Annotated in this window: 16 protein-coding genes and 5 pseudogenes; 12 read left to right on the forward strand and 9 right to left on the reverse strand. The window is 40.6% G+C overall.

All coding sequences use genetic code 11. From position 1 onward, the window contains the following. The first annotated feature begins 62 nt into the window (after positions 1-62). The 5 genes and pseudogenes from M5V91_RS00285 (at position 63) to M5V91_RS00305 (ending at position 4,371) form a co-directional block, all read left to right on the forward strand. Positions 63-599 (forward strand): hypothetical protein, encoded by a 537-nt coding sequence (locus M5V91_RS00285; RefSeq protein ID WP_251175140.1) that lies wholly within the window; start codon positions 63-65, stop codon positions 597-599. 104 nt (positions 600-703) lie between these two features. Next, complete coding sequence (locus tag M5V91_RS00290) at positions 704-1,843, forward strand: acyl-CoA dehydrogenase (protein ID WP_251175141.1); 1,140 nt, start codon at positions 704-706, stop codon at positions 1,841-1,843. 187 nt (positions 1,844-2,030) lie between these two features. Next, entirely contained in the window at positions 2,031-2,396 is a 366-nt protein-coding gene (cccA, locus tag M5V91_RS00295) for a cytochrome c550 (protein WP_009332985.1), read from the forward strand. Positions 2,397-2,553: 157 nt separating this feature from the next. Then, positions 2,554-3,260: pseudogene (locus tag M5V91_RS00300) on the forward strand (tRNA (adenine(22)-N(1))-methyltransferase). Then, positions 3,257-4,371, forward strand: a pseudogene (locus M5V91_RS00305) (Nif3-like dinuclear metal center hexameric protein). Before M5V91_RS00300 ends, M5V91_RS00305 begins: the two co-directional pseudogenes overlap by 4 nt. Before the next feature lie 42 nt (positions 4,372-4,413). On the opposite strand, the gene M5V91_RS00310 reads toward M5V91_RS00305, so the two are convergent. The 3 genes from M5V91_RS00310 to M5V91_RS00320 are packed head-to-tail and all read right to left on the reverse strand — an operon-like array spanning position 4,414 to position 6,101. Beyond that, the gene (locus M5V91_RS00310; RefSeq protein ID WP_019382853.1) at positions 4,414-5,364 is read right to left on the reverse strand and encodes a 4-hydroxy-3-methylbut-2-enyl diphosphate reductase; all 951 of its coding nucleotides are present in this window, start codon (positions 5,362-5,364) and stop codon (positions 4,414-4,416) included. Positions 5,365-5,388: 24 nt separating this feature from the next. Further along, positions 5,389-5,868, reverse strand: coding sequence for a VrrA/YqfQ family protein (vrrA, locus tag M5V91_RS00315; RefSeq protein ID WP_284521646.1), 480 nt, complete (start codon positions 5,866-5,868; stop codon positions 5,389-5,391). Further along, positions 5,856-6,101 carry a hypothetical protein gene (locus M5V91_RS00320; protein WP_284521647.1) on the reverse strand — a complete coding sequence of 82 codons (246 nt, stop codon included), beginning with the start codon at positions 6,099-6,101 and terminating at the stop codon, positions 5,856-5,858. Before M5V91_RS00320 ends, vrrA begins: the two co-directional genes overlap by 13 nt. A gap of 318 nt (positions 6,102-6,419) precedes the next feature. Between M5V91_RS00320 and M5V91_RS00325 the strand changes: the two are divergent. Both M5V91_RS00325 and M5V91_RS00330 read left to right on the forward strand, forming a co-directional pair. Continuing rightward, a pseudogene (locus M5V91_RS00325) lies at positions 6,420-7,729 on the forward strand (DEAD/DEAH box helicase). Positions 7,730-7,989: 260 nt separating this feature from the next. After that, positions 7,990-8,880, forward strand: a pseudogene (locus tag M5V91_RS00330) (deoxyribonuclease IV). 70 nt (positions 8,881-8,950) lie between these two features. Here M5V91_RS00330 and M5V91_RS00335 read toward each other — a convergent pair. Further along, positions 8,951-9,205 carry a DUF2624 domain-containing protein gene (locus tag M5V91_RS00335; RefSeq protein WP_019382849.1) on the reverse strand — a complete coding sequence of 85 codons (255 nt, stop codon included), beginning with the start codon at positions 9,203-9,205 and terminating at the stop codon, positions 8,951-8,953. Positions 9,206-9,364: 159 nt separating this feature from the next. Between M5V91_RS00335 and M5V91_RS00340 the strand changes: the two genes are divergently transcribed. Genes M5V91_RS00340 through zur form a run of 3 tightly spaced genes read left to right on the forward strand, consistent with a single transcriptional unit; the run spans position 9,365 to position 11,470 of the window. Further along, on the forward strand, positions 9,365-10,165 hold the full coding sequence (locus M5V91_RS00340) for a metal ABC transporter ATP-binding protein (protein WP_019382848.1): 801 nt from the start codon (positions 9,365-9,367) through the stop codon (positions 10,163-10,165). Continuing rightward, the gene (locus M5V91_RS00345; RefSeq protein ID WP_009332976.1) at positions 10,162-11,004 is read left to right on the forward strand and encodes a metal ABC transporter permease; all 843 of its coding nucleotides are present in this window, start codon (positions 10,162-10,164) and stop codon (positions 11,002-11,004) included. Before M5V91_RS00340 ends, M5V91_RS00345 begins: the two co-directional genes overlap by 4 nt. 52 nt (positions 11,005-11,056) lie before the next feature. Next, a complete protein-coding gene (gene zur / locus M5V91_RS00350) occupies positions 11,057-11,470 on the forward strand; it encodes a zinc uptake transcriptional repressor Zur (protein WP_019382847.1) in 414 nt (137 codons plus the stop codon). A 331-nt stretch (positions 11,471-11,801) separates the two neighbouring features. Here zur and M5V91_RS00355 read toward each other — a convergent pair whose 3' ends face one another. Beyond that, positions 11,802-12,377, reverse strand: a complete 576-nt coding sequence (locus tag M5V91_RS00355; protein WP_019382846.1) for a 5' nucleotidase, NT5C type — start codon at positions 12,375-12,377, stop codon at positions 11,802-11,804. A 386-nt stretch (positions 12,378-12,763) separates the two neighbouring features. On the opposite strand from M5V91_RS00355, the gene M5V91_RS00360 reads away from it, so the two are divergent. After that, the gene (locus M5V91_RS00360) at positions 12,764-13,123 is read left to right on the forward strand and encodes a hypothetical protein (RefSeq protein WP_157380206.1); all 360 of its coding nucleotides are present in this window, start codon (positions 12,764-12,766) and stop codon (positions 13,121-13,123) included. 74 nt (positions 13,124-13,197) lie between these two features. Here M5V91_RS00360 and M5V91_RS31055 read toward each other — a convergent pair whose 3' ends face one another. The 4 genes and pseudogenes from M5V91_RS31055 to M5V91_RS00370 all read right to left on the reverse strand — a co-directional run bounded on the left by M5V91_RS31055 (position 13,198) and on the right by M5V91_RS00370 (position 15,683). Next, positions 13,198-13,593, reverse strand: coding sequence for a hypothetical protein (locus M5V91_RS31055; protein WP_500797322.1), 396 nt, complete (start codon positions 13,591-13,593; stop codon positions 13,198-13,200). A 39-nt stretch (positions 13,594-13,632) separates the two neighbouring features. Further along, positions 13,633-14,318: pseudogene (locus M5V91_RS31060) on the reverse strand (flavodoxin/ferredoxin-dependent (E)-4-hydroxy-3-methylbut-2-enyl-diphosphate synthase); the annotation flags it as partial. Positions 14,319-14,427: 109 nt separating this feature from the next. Then, on the reverse strand, positions 14,428-14,574 hold the full coding sequence (locus tag M5V91_RS31065) for a hypothetical protein (protein ID WP_500797323.1): 147 nt from the start codon (positions 14,572-14,574) through the stop codon (positions 14,428-14,430). Between the two features lie 338 nt (positions 14,575-14,912). Next, the gene (locus M5V91_RS00370; protein ID WP_251175143.1) at positions 14,913-15,683 is read right to left on the reverse strand and encodes a DUF1189 domain-containing protein; all 771 of its coding nucleotides are present in this window, start codon (positions 15,681-15,683) and stop codon (positions 14,913-14,915) included. A gap of 233 nt (positions 15,684-15,916) precedes the next feature. Here M5V91_RS00370 and M5V91_RS00375 point away from each other — a divergent pair, with 233 nt between their 5' ends. Then, positions 15,917-17,548, forward strand: a complete 1,632-nt coding sequence (locus M5V91_RS00375; protein ID WP_009332969.1) for a Na/Pi cotransporter family protein — start codon at positions 15,917-15,919, stop codon at positions 17,546-17,548. Positions 17,549-17,626 lie beyond the last annotated feature (78 nt).

The following is a 17,626-nucleotide window of genomic DNA, read 5'->3' on the forward strand; positions in this document are numbered from 1 at the left end:
AAAGAATTGCCAGTGGATAGTTTACTTCTTAAAATGGAAGTAAACTATTTTTTTGACTGGATGTGCTTTGGTTGGATGAAAACAGAAAAAAGGTCATTGTTAACGAACTTCTGTATTGGAAGAAAAGCCGAATGCTCCCTGATCGATATTGTGACTACCTGCTGGCTCTTTATACGGAAGGAAGTCAGCCGAAGGAAATAAAAAAGCATAAAAGTGTAATGGGTCTGTATCTGGCCAATCTTATTTTCTTGCTGCTTATTCCAATTTCTGCTTTATTAATTTATTTTACTGAATTGTCTATTATTTTGCAAACTGCCATTTTGTTTCTTTTTATTTTCACGTGTATATTCTTTGTTTTTTATTTTTTCAGGAAAGCAAAATTAATGCATATTCCCATCATATCAGCAGCATTGAATTTACTGATGGGATCTGTTGCACTAGTATCGGAGGTATATCGCGAAAACCAGAAAGCTCTCTATGCTGCCCTAGTAATTAATTGTGTTCTTTGGCTGTTTGCGGGTTTGAAATTGAAGTTTCAATATTTATGGATTTCCGGGGCGCTAGGATGCTTTTTAATAGTTATTTCTATATTCGTATAATAAAATATTTTAAAAAGTTTTTAAATGTTGAGAAAACTCTTGCATCCCTTATATAATAGTAATGAAAGCGTATACAACAACTTTTGTGTTTAAGGGGGATGTAAATGAATTTTGATTTGACGGCCGAACAGAATATGATCTATAAAACCATAAGGGAATTTGCTCAGGAAGAAGTGGCACCGGGGGCTTTGGAAAGAGACCGTACAAAAGAATTCCCGATAGAAGTTTTTAAAAAAATGGCGGATCTTGGTTTAATGGGACTTCCTTTCCCTGAAGAATATGGTGGGGCAGGGGCAGATACTGTAAGTTTCGCTATTGTAACAGAAGAATTGAGCAGAGCGTGCGCTTCTACCGGAATCACTTACTCAGCGCATATTTCTCTTGGCGGAGCACCGCTTTATTTATTTGGAACTGAAGAGCAGAAGCGAAAATATCTGGTGCCAATTTGTACAGGTGAGTCGTTTGGAGCTTTCGGTCTGACAGAACCAAATGCAGGCTCTGATGCAGGCGGTACGAGAACAACAGCCGTAGAAAAAGATGGAGAATATATCATTAACGGAAATAAGTGTTTCATTACAAATGCAAGCTATGCTAAGCATTTAGCATTGACTGCTGTCACCGGTGAAAAGGATGGCAAAAAAGAAATAAGCGCAATTATTGTTCCAACGGATGCAGAAGGATTTACTGTGATCGATAATTACGAAAAGATGGGACTCAATTCATCAAATACTACTGAACTTGTCCTTGAAGACGTACGCGTTCCGACTGAGCACTTGCTCGGCAAAAAAGGAGAGGGCTTTAAACAATTTTTAATTACTTTGGATGGAGGGCGTATTGGAATTGGAGCTATGGCTCTGGGAATAGCGCAGGCTGCCTATGACAAGGCACTCCAGTATGCAAAGGAACGCAAGCAGTTTGGCCGTTCATTATCAGATTTTCAGGCTATTCAATTTAAACTTGCAGATATGGCAATGAAAATTGAACTGGCAAGGAATATGGTTTACAAAGCTGCATGGCTGAAAGACCAGGGCAGACCTTTCGCAAAAGAAGCATCCATGTGCAAGCTCTATGCTTCTGAAATCTGTATGGAAATCGCTGATCAGGCCGTCCAAATCCACGGAGGATACGGCTATATGAAAGACTACCATGTAGAACGCTACATGAGAGACGGAAAGCTCACAGAAATAGGTGAAGGTACCTCAGAAGTACAAAGAATGGTCATTGCACGCCTTATTGGGTGCTAAATTTATTATGAATCCAATAATAGGAAGGACAAAAACTCCACCCTCAGGATGGAGTTTTTGTCCATTTTATGAACAAGATTTGACAAAGTTTACAATAGGGCTTTTCCTTCTGACTTTTTTAAAGTAAAATAGAGATTGTTTGTATACTTACTTAAACTGAATGTGCTTACATAAGGGAGGTTAAATCATGAATCGCAATCCAATCATTCCATTTGTGTTAATTATGGTTTTTGGTGTGGTAGCAATGTTCCTTGTTTCTTTTAAAGGTCTTGGCGATATGGAAGAGCTTGCTAAAGAACAGGAAGGCGGCGGTGCTGAAACTGAAGAAACTGCAGCTGCAACCCCTGAAGAAATTTATCAGAAGAGCTGTATCGGATGTCACGGTGACCAGTATCAAGGTGGAGTTGGTCCTGCTCTAACAGGTGTAGGCGATCGTTTATCACAAGATGATATCGCAAATATCGTAGTAAACGGTAAAGGCTCAATGCCTCCAGGATTAGTGCCTCAAGACAAAGCTGCCGAAATGGCTGAATGGTTAGCAGGCCTTAAGTAATACCTATAATGAAAGTCCTTTGCATATGTAAAGGACTTTTTTATACTATAAGAAAGGCTATCGCAAATTACGATAGCTTTTTTTAGCTTTTCTCTCAGGAGGAGCAGATAGGCAGGCGCTCTGCGCTTGTTACAATACATATATAAGTGGTGACAGAATGAATACAGAGAAATTATCAAATCGGCTTGAAGCTGTAACAAATTATATCCCCCTGGTTCACGAGTGGCTGATATAGGCTCAGACCATGCGTATTTGCCCTGCTACGCAGTAAAGAAAGGCATTGTCCCTTTTGCTATTGCTGGTGAAGTGGTGGAAGGGCCGTTTCAATCAGCCAAAAAACAGGTGAAAATGGAAGGGCTCGAAAATCAGATTTCTGTAAGAAAAGGCAGCGGCCTTGAAGTAATTGGGCCAGGCGAAGTAGACTGTATAACCATTGCGGGCATGGGAGGCGCTTTAATTGCGAGCATTCTTGAAGATGGGAAGAGCAAGCTTGCTGCTATAAAGAGGCTTATCCTCCAGCCGAATTTAAGTGCCATCTCGATTAGAACCTGGCTGATTGCTAACGGCTGGGAGCTAATCGCTGAAGAAATTCTCGAAGAAGACGGAAAGATTTATGAAATCCTTGCAGCTGAAAAAGGAGAGCCTTTGAAACCATACAAGAATAAAGAACAAGGTTTGCTGATGGGCCCTTTTCTAATGGAGCAAAAATCCGAAGTTTTTCGAAACAAGTGGATTGGTGAAAGGAAAAATTGGGAGAGAATCCTTTTGCAGCTCGATAAGGCTGCATACTCCAGCGAAACAGAAAAGAGAAAACAGGAGCTGAAGGAGAAAATCAAAATGGCAGAGGAGGTACTAAAACAGTGAAAAAAATAAATGGACATGAGATTATCCAATTATTTGAGCAGTTCTCCCCAAAAGGATATGCGATGGAAGGAGACAAAATCGGCCTCCAGATCGGCAGGCTTAACACCCCCGTTGAAAATGTCATGATTGCCCTTGATGTGCTGGAAGAAGTCGTTGATGAGGCAATTGAAAAGAAGGTACAGCTGATTATTGCTCATCATCCGTTAATCTACAGGCCGCTGCAAAAATTTCAACGGATACTCCATCCGGAAGAATTATTGAAAAGCTTATCAAACATGATATAGCCGTATATGCAGCACATACCAATTTGGATATCGCCAAAGGCGGGGTCAATGATATGCTTGCTGATGCACTGAAGCTGACCAATACAGAAGTTTTATATCCAACATATGAAACTGAATTGAAAAAGCTCGCTGTGTTTGTACCTGAAGAAAATGCTGAATCACTAAGGCAAGCGCTTGGTAACTCAGGGGCAGGTTCAATTGGCAATTACAGTCATTGTTCGTTCGCCTCCCGTGGAACAGGGCGGTTTAAGCCTAATGGGGAGGCCAATCCGCATATCGGCCAGCAGGGTAAGCTTGAGACTGTTGAAGAAGTCTGCATTGAGACCATTTATCCTGAACATATAGAAAAGAAAGTGCTGTCGGCCATGTTCAAAAACCATCCTTATGAAGAAGTTGCTTATGATATTTATAAGCTTGAAAACAAGGGGGAAGTTCTTGGGCTTGGAAAAATTGGAGAAATCAGCGAGATGACTCTAAAGGAATTTGCAGAGCATGTAAAACATACACTTGAAGTGGATGGAGTCCGGGTAGTAGGTGACCTCTCATCCAAAATCAGGAAAGTTGCTGTCCTGGGCGGAGATGGAAATAAATACTTCATGTCAGCAAAGATGAAGGGGGCTGATGTATATGTTACAGGTGACATGTATTATCATGTGGCACATGATGCCATGATGATGGGCCTCAATATTGTTGATCCGGGACATAATGTGGAAAAAATAATGAAAAAGGGAGTTGCCCAAAAATTAGTACAGATGTGTTCTGGAAAAGGGTATAGCGTATCCATTTTTCCTTCTGAAATTCATACGGATCCATTTAAGTTTGTTTGACTAAAAAAGAACCGGTCTCCTATAGGGACCGGTCTTTTTGATTTATAGCTTTGCAGACTTCTTCACTTTAGGAAGTATCTTATTTAATGGCACTTTTTTCTCGCGTGACCATGTGGATTCATCAATGGGATTAAATTGTTCCAGGAACGTGATGACTTCCTTTGTGATCGGTGTCGGTGTAGAGGCTCCTGCTGTGACTGCAACTGTCGTTGCATCTTTTAGCCAATTCACATCCAGTTCAGTTATATCAGCAATGCGGTAGGCTTTTGTACCGGCAATTTCTTCTGATACCTGTGCAAGACGATTGGAGTTATTGCTCTTTGGGTCCCCCACGACGATTAAAACGTCAGCCTGGCCAGCTTGTTCCGCAACAGCTTCCTGGCGCACCTGGGTAGCCATGCAGATTTCTTTGTGGAACTCTGCGTGAGGATATTTTTCCTTTATCTGATCCATAACATGTACGACATCCCATTGGCTCATTGTAGTCTGATTAGTCACCAGTATTTTATCAGCCTGTATGCTAAGTTCATTTACATCCTCAATGGTCTGTACTAAATGGACTGCTTGAGGAGCTACACCTACTGCACCTTCAGGTTCTGGATGGCCTTTTTTGCCAATGTAAATGATTTGAAAACCTTCCTTTTCCTTCTCTCTGATTAAATCATGTGTTCTTGTTACGTCAGGGCACGTAGCATCGATTGTCACAAGGCCTTTTTGTTTGGCTGCTTCACGCACTTCAGGTGAGATGCCATGTGCTGTAAAAATGACAGTGCCTTTATCGACTTTATCTAAGATTTCTTTGCGGTCTTTCCCATCAAGTGTAATAATGCCTTCCTCTTCGAAAGCATCTGTTACATGTTTGTTATGAACGATCATACCCAAAATATAGATGGGTCTTGGCAATGACGGATCAAGTGCAGCGTTTCTGGCAATAACCATTGCATCCACCACACCGTAACAATACCCCCGAGGAGAGATTTTTATGACATTCATCTGCTTATCCTCCCTAATGAAAGCTTATATCTGAATTGAAGTGAGTTCTATTTCTAATGCGGAAAAATCCCATATTGCATTTCTATTATATAAGAGATAAACCGATATTACAAAAGGAGTAATTCTTCTTAATAAAAAGCAAAAAAAGAATGCCTCAGCATCCTTTTCTTTAAATATATAATTTAGGTTTGGAAATACCTTCTGCTGAAGATGATTTAACGGCTGGCTTTTCAGAGACAGGTGCCTTTTTGGTTTTTTTGCTCTGGGAATCTGGTTTCTTTTTTCTGCTTTCGTCTGATTGGATTCCTCTTTAGGTTCAGAAGCGGTCTCATCAGCTTCAGGGGCATCTTTCAAACCTCTATAAAGTTTCCACATAGCAGGAAGATTCCTGACCAGCGGACCATACTGCTGAACCATTGGTCCAATTTGCTGTGCGGTATTTAGAACCTTTTGAGTGTTTGTTAAAAAGCCGTTTATGGAAGAAGGGTTGCTTATTGCCTGCAATATGCCTCCACCTGCGGGGGAGCCTCCTGCTGCTCTTGCTCCCCCATTCCGGCTGCAGGCTGTGCATTGCCTTTTCCCAATATTTTTGAAAGCAATCCTCCCCTGCCTCCACCGCGTTTCATTCCCGGAGGACCGCTCATCATTGGCCCCATAGGAGGTCTTCCCTGCATCGGTGTCATAAAAGGATGGGGAGGCATTCCTCCGCGCATAGGGGGTCTTGATCCTGGCATCATATCTATTGGCCTCCTTTCTTTGCACATTTCTGCTTCTTAATAAAATTTCATATAATAAAGTATGCGTTTATCCCATTTTGGTTTAGGCATAAAGCAGAAGAAACCAATTTATTTATTAAAATCGCCCAAAAAGCTTATCATAAAAATATAAATGCCTGTATGAGTGGTTATTTGCAGGAAACTTTATTATAATAACAGGATGTAGGAAAAGCTCGGAACCAGCAAGTTGCAGTTGATACTAGTAGATCTTACTTCACTAATATATGTTTCGGATGCTGCCTGAACTGAGGCGAATCTGAATAATTGAGGAGTTTTTATATGAACGAAACGAAATTTGACCGATTTAATTTGAAGCCTTTTATTATAGAAGCGGTTAGGGATTTTGGCTTTTTCGAGCCGACAGAAATTCAGGAAAGAATGATTCCTGCAGTACTGAAGGGTGAAAGCGCCATTGGCCAGTCGCAGACAGGTACAGGAAAAACTCATTCATACGTACTGCCTATTCTTCAAAAAGTTGATCCATCCCGCCAGGAGGTTCAGGCCATTATTACTGCACCGACACGTGAGCTGGCCAACCAGATTTATCATGAAATTCTTAAAGTAACAGAGCATTGTCCAGAAGGAGAAGAGATAACTGCCCGCTGCTATATCGGCGGAACAGATAAGCAGAGAACGATTGAAAAACTGAAAAGACAGCCTCATGTGGTTGTAGGGACTCCTGGAAGAATTAATGACCTTGTAAAGGAACAGGCGCTATTTGTGCATACTGCAGAAATTCTTATTGTGGATGAAGCTGATTTAATGCTTGATATGGGATTTATAGAGGATGTTGATCAGATTGCAGCAAGGATGCCGGAAAAGCTTCAGATGCTTGTGTTCTCAGCTACCATTCCGGAGAAGCTAAAGCCTTTCCTGAAGAAATATATGGAAAATCCGAAATATGTTCACGTTGAGCCTAAGCAGGCAGCAGCAGCTAATATTGAGCACTGGCTTTTGCCGTCCAGACATCGAAACAAAGTGGAACTTGTCTACCAAGCATTGACTTCGCTTAATCCTTACTTAGCCATTGTTTTTACCAACACCAAGAAAAAGGCAGATGAAGTGGCAGACGGATTAATCAGCAAAGGTCTAAAAGTCGGGCGGATTCACGGAGACCTTAACCCTCGTGAGCGAAAGAAAATGATGAAGCAGATTCTCGACCTTGAGTTTCAATATATTGTGGCAACAGACCTGGCAGCCCGGGGCATTGACATACAGGGAATCAGCCATGTAATCAACTATGAACTTCCGACAGATCTTGATTTTTATATACACCGGGTTGGCCGGACAGCGCGTGCAGGATTCTCGGGAATTGCTGTGACGGTGTATGAGACTTCCGATGAAGATGCATTAAACAGACTTGAAAAAATGGGATTGGAATTCCAGCACAAAGATCTGCAAAAAGGTGAATGGACAGACCTGGATAATCGCAATAAGCGAAAAACAAGACAGAAACAAACAGATGACATTGATAAAAAAGCTGCATCACTAGTGAAAAAACCAAAAAAGTAAAACCAGGATATAAAAAGAAAATGAAATGGGAAATGGATAAAATTAAAAAACGCGAAAGAAGAATAAAGCGCAAATAAATTTTTGCAAGACTTTTGACCTGCTAACTCGTCTTAACCACTGAGTTGGTTGGGAGCTGATGGGATTTGATTCTTGAAAAGTTAATTCAAGGAAGCTTAGTCAAAGTCCTGCGGGAGGAGAGGGAGTGAGAGACCCTGCAGTCGAATCCGAGAAGGCTCTCATTCCTCCGGAAATCAAAATGCACGCAGTGGAAATCAACGGGCATGGTTTATAAGTAAAACAAATTTTTAAAAGAAATATTAAAGGGAGAGGTATCGTCATGCTGAAAATTGGATCACATGTGTCCATGAGCGGAAAAAAATGCTTTTAGCAGCAAGTGAAGAAGCTGTTTCATATGGCTCCAATACATTTATGATCTATACAGGAGCCCCGCAAAACACAAGAAGAAAAAATCGAAGATCTGAACATTGAGGCCGGGCTGAAGCATATGGCAGAGCACGGGATTGCTGATATCGTTGTACATGCTCCTTATATTATCAATATCGGGAATACTTCAAACCCTTCAACATTTGAATTAGGCGTTAATTTCCTTCGCTCTGAAATCGACCGCACCGAAGCGATTGGTGCTAAGCAGATTGTTCTTCATCCAGGTGCACATGTAGGAGCTGGAACAGAGGCCGGCATCAAACAAATCGTGGAGGGCTTGAATGAAGTCTTAAATGGCGAAGAAAATGTGCAGATCGCACTAGAAACCATGGCCGGAAAAGGTTCGGAGTGCGGGAAATCCTTTGAAGAGCTGGCTATGATTATAGAGGGAGTCAATTATAACAACCATTTATCTGTATGCTTTGATACTTGTCATACGCATGATGCAGGATATGATATTGTAAATGATTTCGATGGTGTATTGGAAGAATTCGATAAGATTATTGGGCTTGACCGCCTGAAAGTGCTCCATATTAATGACAGTAAGAATGAGCGCGGAATGCGTAAAGACCGTCATGCGAATATCGGATTTGGCCACATTGGCTTCAGTGCGTTAAACTACATTGTTCATCATCCTCAATTACAGGATATCCTTAAAATTCTGGAGACTCCTTATGTTGGCGAAGATAAAAACAATAAAAAAGCGCCTTATAAGCAAGAAATTAATATGCTGCGCAGCCAGGAATTCAATGAAAATCTACTAGAAGCCATTACGGCTGGATAACTATAATAAAAAGCTGTGCCCGAGAATGCACAGCTTTTTGCATGAGTAATTAAGTATTATAAGCCAAGTCCTATTTTGTAAATTGCAAAAACAGCCTGTTTACTTCCCTTGCAGTTTCCGGACCCGCAATCCTGGCAATTTCTTTTATTATTTTTGTCCGTTCCCGATCATCAAAGATGTTTACTTGCTTTCCTCTCAAATGGTCTGCAATTTTCTGAGCCTGCGCTTTAGTAATTCTGATGTTGAACTGCTCTCCATATTTTAATAATTCATCTGCTGTAATATTGCTTAGTTTGTGATTAATGATGTTTTCGAATATTTTCATGTTCATCACTCCTCCTCAGTACTTTATGAGTTAAGAATATGAATAGTGACAATAAGTTTTGAAATTCCAATAAATAAGCATGTACCTTTACTTTGAATGCAGGTTCCTGTATACTGTGTTAGTAAATCGTAATGATTCTTAATATGTAAGGTGATAAAAATGGCACAGCCAATTATTGAAATAGATCATGTTTCTTATAGATATGAGAAAGAAAATGTCCTGGAGGATATTAATCTGACCATTAATTCAGGAGATTTCCTTGGAATCGTCGGGCCAAATGGTTCGGGAAAATCAACCCTGCTAAAGCTTATCCTGAATTTGCTTAAAGTGCAGAAGGGGAGCGTTAAACTGTTTGGCAATGAAATAAGCCGCTTTAAGGATTGGCAGAACATTGGGTTTGTTTCTCAAAAGGCAAATTCATTTAACACAGGATTCCCGGCAACGGTCTTTGAAGTCGTTTCAAGCGGCCTTACAAAGAAGCTGGGGCTTTTTAAATTTATGGGCAAGGCCGATCAGGCAAAAGTTCTGCATGCTATTGAATCTGTTGGCATGCAAGAGTTTGCCGGACGCAATATAGGCGAGCTTTCAGGCGGGCAGCAGCAGCGGGTTTTCATTGCCCGGGCATTGGTAAGCGATCCAAAATTGCTAATATTGGATGAACCCACAGTAGGTGTAGATGTAAAAAATGTCCAGTCTTTCTACGAGATGCTTGATGATTTAAATAAGAAGCTTGGTATAACTCTATTGCTGGTTACACATGACATTGGCACAATTTCTGATAAAGTCACTCATGTGGCTTGCCTGAATAAGAATTTGCATTTCCATGGAAATACAGCAGAATTTGAAAGCTTAAATATCAATGAAATGTCAGAAATCTACGGGCATGATGTACATGTTCTGACACATAATCATGACCATCATCATGACCATCATCACCACGATAAAGGAGCAGGCAGATGATTGCAGGAATCCTTCAATATGAATTTTTACAAAATGCTTTTTTAACGGGAATCATCATCGGAATCATTGCTCCTCTACTGGGTGTGTTCATTGTTGTCAGGAGGCTGTCTTTAATTGCCGATGCTTTAAGTCATGTGACACTTGCTGGGATCGCTGCAAGCTTGCTGCTTGAAAAGAAATTTATCGGATTGAGCGGGTTGAATCCGTTATATATGGGGATGGCTTTTTCCGTAGCAGGGTCATTGTTTATTGAAAAACTGAGGGCTGTTTATAAACATTATCAGGAGCTTGCTATTCCTATTATTTTATCTGGAGGCATTGGGCTTGGAGTAATATTTATTTCACTCGCTGACGGGTTCAATACTGATTTATTCAGTTATCTCTTTGGCAGTGTCAGTGCGGTCAGCCGGCTGGATTTATGGACGATTTTAATCATCAGCGTGTTTGTTATTGCACTTGTGGTGCTGCTCTATAAAGAATTGTTTCTGCTGTCATTTGATGAAGAGCATGCCAAGGCATCTGGAATAGCTGCTAAAAGTGTCCACTTCATATTTATTGTCATGGTAGCTTTGGTCATAGCTGCTTCCATGAGAATAGTGGGTATTTTATTGGTTTCATCACTTATGACTTTGCCGGTTGCTGCCAGCATCAGAATCGCAAAAGGATTCAAACAGACGATTTTCCTGTCCATGCTTTTCGGTGAAATTTCAGTTTTAGGCGGGCTGACGATTTCCTACTATATAGATTTAGCTCCAGGCGGAACAATCGTCATGATTGCCGTGTTAATACTGATTGTGACAATCTTGTTTAAAAAAATTGCAGGCCTGAGGCCGGCATAATATAAAGGAATTCTATCCGAAGTTATTTCAGAGCAAACAATGAGGTGAAAGTATGAATGTTGATGAAGCCATGCAGCTTTTAAAGGATAAAGGCTATAAGCATACAGGGAAGAGGGAAGAAATGCTTCAGCTATTTGCTGATAGCGATAAATATTTAACGGCAAAAGATGTTCTGGAAAAAATGAAGGATAATTACCCTGGACTCAGCTTTGATACAATCTACAGAAACTTATCATTATTCGTGGACCTGGATATTTTTGAGATGACAGAGCTATCAGGGGAAAAACACTTCCGCTTTACTTGCTCACATGAACATCATCATCATCACTTTATATGTCTGGATTGCGGCAAAACGAAGGAAATCGAAGTCTGTCCCATGAAGCAGGTACAGGAAAATCTCAAGGGATATGATGTTTCTGGACATAAGTTCGAAATATATGGGAAGTGCCCGGAATGTTTTCAATAAGGAAATAAAAAAGAGGCATGGAGCTATTTATTATAGTCCCATGCTTCTTTTTGTAATCTAGGAAATAAAAAAATATAAAGATGTGAACTTTGTGGAGAAATAATAATCTGCATCCAGCTACAGCGCCTAGCCTCTTGGTTCATAAGCCAAATTACTCCAGAAACCAGGAACAAGAAATGCTTCGGCAGCGATACATCGCCCGACCAAAGTAGCTTTGGGAGGTTTCCTGCGTGATTCGTCTTATGCCTGCCGGACTTGCACAGGATGTGCTGGCTTCAACGTTCGCCACATGAGGTGGCGGTTTTTAGTTTGAGTTCATCTGATCAAGGCGCTACCGCTTTTGTTCCTGCAGCCAGTCTTCCACCCATGCATATGCTTCCTTCCAGCTTCTTACTCTAATGACGCCATTGGGAAGGGGTTCCTGGTTATAGGGTGTATCGAATAAGATGACAGGAATTCCACATGCCTCATGAATCATAACTGCATTATCATGTTTGTCTTCAAAAAATATATCCACTTCATATTTTTTTGCTGCTTCGATTTTATCATGGCTCCCGATCAGTTCAATATGATCGAACTCCAATGTGTTCTCTAGAAACCATTCCTCTGTTATTTGCTGAAGGTGAGAACCCCTGGCACTTATAAAATACAATTCATGCTTGCGTTTCCAGTTGGTCAAAGCTTCCTTTGCGCCTTTTGCAATGGGTGATTCTTTGTATATAATGGGCTCATTTTCATAAAACCAATCTGCAAATTGTTCTTCTGAAATCGTCACCAAAGGTGTTAAATCATATTGCTTAATATCATTTAAAGTAATATTCAGATTAAATGCTTCATTTAAATACGGAACCATGGCTTCAGGGCGCGTAACCGTTCCGTCTATATCAATGCCAAAACGCTTCTTCATCATTATGATCTCCTTTAATGCATATATCCCTTATCTTAACAAAAGTCCCGGCCTTGAAAAAGAGTGTTGCCTGAACAGGTATGAAAGTTAAACATTTACATCTTAAAAAGGGCTTATATCGCAAACACTATAAATGCTCCATTAAGCAATACTTTTTAGTAACACAGCAAAGGAAGCGAGGGATCATGATGGCAGACCAAGAGCGCAGTAATGAAGAGTATGACCTTCGATACAGTGAGCGGATTGGCGAAGCAGATCCAGATTATTCTGAAGAAGCTGCTGCAGAAATAGCAGCTCCAGGTATCTACGGCAGATCGCTGGATCGGGATGAGGAAAACGAAACAGCTGCAGTCCATGAAGATTATTCTGAAGAAGCTGCTGCAGAAATAGCAGCTCCAGGTGTCTACGGCAGATCGCTGGATCGGGATGAGGAAAACGAAACAGCTGCAATTCATGCAGATTATTCTGAGGAAACCTCTGCCGAAATAGCAGCGCCTGGTGTCTATAATAGATCAGCGAACAGGGATGAAGAAAATGAAACAGTTGCAGCCGGCAGAGGAGTCGGATATGCTGCCCTGGCACTTTCCATTTTATCTTTGTTTGTGCTGCCGGTTCTTTTTGGAGCAACAGGAATTGTCCTTGGTTTTATCGCACGCCGCAGGGGTTCAGAAAGCCTTGGGGGCTGGGCGATTGCAATAGGGGCTATATCCATTATTGTCGGTATGTTTATTCTGCCGTTTTTTTAGAAAAAGAAAAAAGCCTGGCTCCCAAAATTATTTGGTGCCAGGCTTTTTCTATTTCGGAAAGGGACAATATTGCCTTACGGCAGCAGGCTTTCTGCCTGTGCTTTTTCCTCTTCCTGTTTGGCAAAATACTCTGCAGCGATTTTGTCGATTTCAATCTTAAGTTCTTCAACCATTGTCTCTTCTGGAACTTTCCTTACAATCTGGCCTTTACGGAAAAGAAGCCCTTCACCGCGGGCACCTGCAATGCCGATATCAGCTTCCCTGGCTTCACCAGGCCCGTTAACGGCACAGCCCAATACAGCAACTTTAATTGGCGCTTTAATTTTTTGAATATAGTCTTCCACTTCATTTGCAATGCTGATTAAGTCAATCTCGATCCTTCCGCATGTTGGACAGGAAATTAAAGTTGCTGCATTGGAGGATAATCCAAACACTTTAAGAAGTTCACGGGCAACCTTTACTTCTTCCACGGGATCTGCGCTAAGTGAAATTCTTAACGTATTTCCAATTCCTTTGCTTAAGATTGCACCAAGTCCAGCGGCACTTTTTACAGTACCTGCAAAAAGTGTGCCTGATTCTGTTATACCTAAATGGAGAGGGTAGTCAAATGCTTGTGCTGCTTTCTCATAAGCCTCAATGGCCAAATTAACATCGGATGCTTTCATAGAAACGATGATGTCATGGAAATCAAGGTCTTCTAAAATTTTGATATGATGCAGGGCGCTTTCAACCATACCATCTGCAGTAGGATATCCATATTTCTCAAGGATTCTTTTTCAAGAGAACCTGCATTTACACCAATGCGGATAGGGATGCCTTTTTCTTTTGCAGCCTTGACCACTGCTTCCACTTTTTCACGTTTACCAATATTTCCAGGATTAATTCGGATTTTATCTGCTCCGCCTTCGATTGCCTTCAATGCTAGCTTGTAGTCAAAGTGGATATCAACAACAAGCGGTATGTTAATTTGTCTTTTAATATCTGCTATGGCATTTGCAGCTCTTTCATCCGGGCAGGCAACACGCACGATTTGACATCCTGCTTCTTCCAGCCTTTTAATTTCAGCTACAGTCGCTTCAACGTCATGTGTTTTCGTAGTGGTCATACTCTGGATGAACAGCTCATTGCTTCCGCCAATTGTTAATGGCCCAACTTTAACAGGCCTTGTTTTAGTGCGATGTATAATTTCACTCAATGGAGATTCGCTCCTTTTTATCTTTTCATATAACAGCTGAGATGTATGCTGTTAGAGAAGGTTCCACTTTATTGTATCAATGAACCGCTGAAATTGACAAGAATGATGATTAGTTGTCCTGAGTATATTTTGGAAATTTATAGGTCGTCCCTGATTTAATGTCTTCAGGCTGCATTCCATTGTTTAATTCCGAGAAGTCTGACACAACCTGGTCTATGGCTACAGGAATGGGACCATCAAGGTTTAGTTCTATAATTGATAGAACTGTTTCTCCAGGATTGACCTTTTTTCAAAATAGGGTTCACCTGTTTCTGTGGGGAGGGAACTTGCCTCCAATGCTTGCTTTTGTCCAGCGGGCAGTGTGCCATGATTAAGGTCATAAAAGATTACATATATAACTAGGATTGAAAGCAATACTCCCCAAGCTTCTTCATACTGGCCAAACCCCTTGTTTACCCAATATGTATGCTTGTCCAAATATGATTAGACCAAAAAAAGTCCTCAATTTGTATTATTCTGCATTAATAACTGCTTTATTTATAAAATTACTCCTCTTTTTAATTGCAAAAATAAAAACGCGCCATTGGCACGTTTTTATTTAGAGTTATGAGATGGGACTTCCTTTATGGACAAGAGGAGGATGATAAGAGAAACAAACCAGTTAATAATCGCTCCGTTTTGCACTGCTGTCTGCAGGGCTGTCATGATAGTAAAGAAAATGGCTGGCAAAGTAATGCTGTAAGCAGACATGCGCCATAAATGACGATACTCCAATTTCTTGGCAAGAGCTTTTTTAATAAGCAGACCTGCAAGTGCTAACAGGGAGATCTCGATAAATCGAATGCCCGCTGCAAAAATATAAATGACAATCGCTATTAAGGGAATAATAATCGGCATAAGGGATTCTGCAGATGCAAGGAAGTCTGATAAGTCATTTTTTGTTAGTGTGCCGCTTGTCAGTAATGTATATGGATATGTCTGTTCCTGTCCTTCAGCAAGTATGTAGACTTCATTTTTTAATAAGGCAATCGTATTGCCGCTTTCGGATAAAACAGAAGGGTCTACTGCTCCTGTCGAATCAACAATGATTGTAAAGTTATTTTTATTGAGGGTTACAGGTACTTCCTCCTCTGTGTGAAGCTGTCCTTCTGCAATTTCAAAATCCGGTAAATTACTGTCAATTGTTTCATCAATAGCATTTAAACCATTAATGATTGCCGAACCGGAATAAAACAAGGTTGGCAGTGCTGATAGCAGGGTAAGGAAAAACACATACAAAATAGTCTTTCCTATGCCCTGACGACGAAATAAAGCGATATCTTTAGGAGAAAACAAGCTTTTATAAAACTGAAGAAAAATATTCATTTGGACACACCCTTTTTGAGATTCACTATTATATTTTAGCCAAATATCCAGATGTTACAAGTAAACGCGTTTGCAAGGCTTTTTGGAGTTTGTAACAAAAATGTAATATAAGCATGTAATGTTAAGGAATTGTAAATTTAGTCCGCAACAGGTTTACATTTCTATAGGTTTCCATTAATAATTGTATGGGGTTTGATGAATCATGTCGAATAAACAGTTATAGGGGTTGGATAATGGTGGAACTTAATGTTCAGCAAATGCTTTTTGAGTTTTTGGGCGGGCTTGGTATTTTCCTTTATGGAATCAAGTTCATGGGTGATGGGCTCCAAAAATCAGCTGGTGACCGGCTGAGGGATTTATTAGATCGCTTTACTACAAATCCAATCATGGGTGTATTGGCGGGTGTTCTTGTCACCATTCTTATACAGAGCAGCTCTGCAACCACTGTTATTACAGTTGGATTAGTATCTGCCGGATTCATGACATTGCGCCAGGCAATAGGTGTTATTATGGGAGCAAATATCGGGACAACGGTAACTGCTTTCATCATCGGAATAGATATCGGGGAATACGCTTTGCCGATCATTGCTTTAGGCTCTATTCTATTGTTTTTCTTTAAAAGCAAAAAAGTTCACAATGCCGGTCAGATTGTATTTGGCTTTGGTGCATTATTCTATGGACTTGAATTAATGAGCGGGGGAATGAAGCCTCTTCGTACATTGGAAGCTTTTCATGACTTGACCGTAAGCATGAGTTCAAATCCAATTCTAGGTGTGGTTGTCGGAACAGTGTTTACTGTTATTGTTCAGAGCTCAAGTGCCACAATCGGTATTCTCCAAGGGCTGTTTTCTGAAGAGCTGATAAACCTGGATGCAGCATTGCCTGTTCTGTTTGGAGACAATATTGGAACGACCATCACAGCTGTTTTAGCCGCTATTGGAGCATCTGTTGCTGCAAGAAGAGCTGCAGCCGTGCATGTATTGTTTAACTTAATTGGTACTACTATCTTCTTGATTTTATTAAAGCCGTTTACATTATTGATTGAAACACTGCAGGGGAAAATGGATTTAAATCCTGAAATGACCATTGCCTTTGCGCATGGAATTTTTAATAGTACTAATACACTTATTCAACTGCCATTTGTAGCCGTGCTGGCATGGATTGTAACGAAGCTTATTCCGGGAGAAGATGCGGTTGCTGAATATAAAGCAAAACATTTGGATCCTGTTTTTATAGAACAATCCCCTTCGATTGCTCTTGGACAAGCTAAAGAGGAAGTGCTTCGCATGGGGGCATTCTCTTTACGGGGACTTGAAGAAACGGTTCAATATTTGAAAACCGGCAATCAAAAACATTCCGAAAGTGCATACCAGTTAGAGGACGCGATCAATAATCTTGACCGCAAAATTACGGATTATCTGATTAAGTTATCTACAAGCTCACTTTCAGCACATGAGTCGAACGAGCATACCGTGCTGATGGATACAGTAAGAGATATTGAGCGTATCGGTGACCATTTCGAAAATGTAATAGAATTGATTGATTATAAACAGGCAAATAAAGTGTCCATTACCGATTCAGCTATGGCTGATTTAGAACAAATGTTCAAATTGACCATTTCTACTGTAAAAGAAGCTCTTCAGGCACTGGACCACAATGATAAAATTGCTGCAGAGCATGTTGTAAAAAAAGAAGAAGAGATAGACAAGATGGAACGAAAGCTTCGCAAACAGCATATTCTTCGCCTGAATGAAGGAGTCTGCTCTGGCCAGGCGGGCATTGTATATGTAGACATTGTCAGCAACCTTGAGCGTATCGGCGATCACGCGGTGAATATTGCTGAAGCTGTTTTAGGAGAAGAATAAATGGTAAAATAAGCAAGGGGAAATCCCTTGCTTATTTATTTTAAAATAAATAATGTAGAAATTTTGAAGTTAGAAAAA

The sequence above is a fragment of the Cytobacillus pseudoceanisediminis genome (genome assembly GCF_023516215.1).
GTDB classification, from domain to species: Bacteria; Bacillota; Bacilli; order Bacillales; family Cytobacillaceae; genus Cytobacillus; species Cytobacillus pseudoceanisediminis.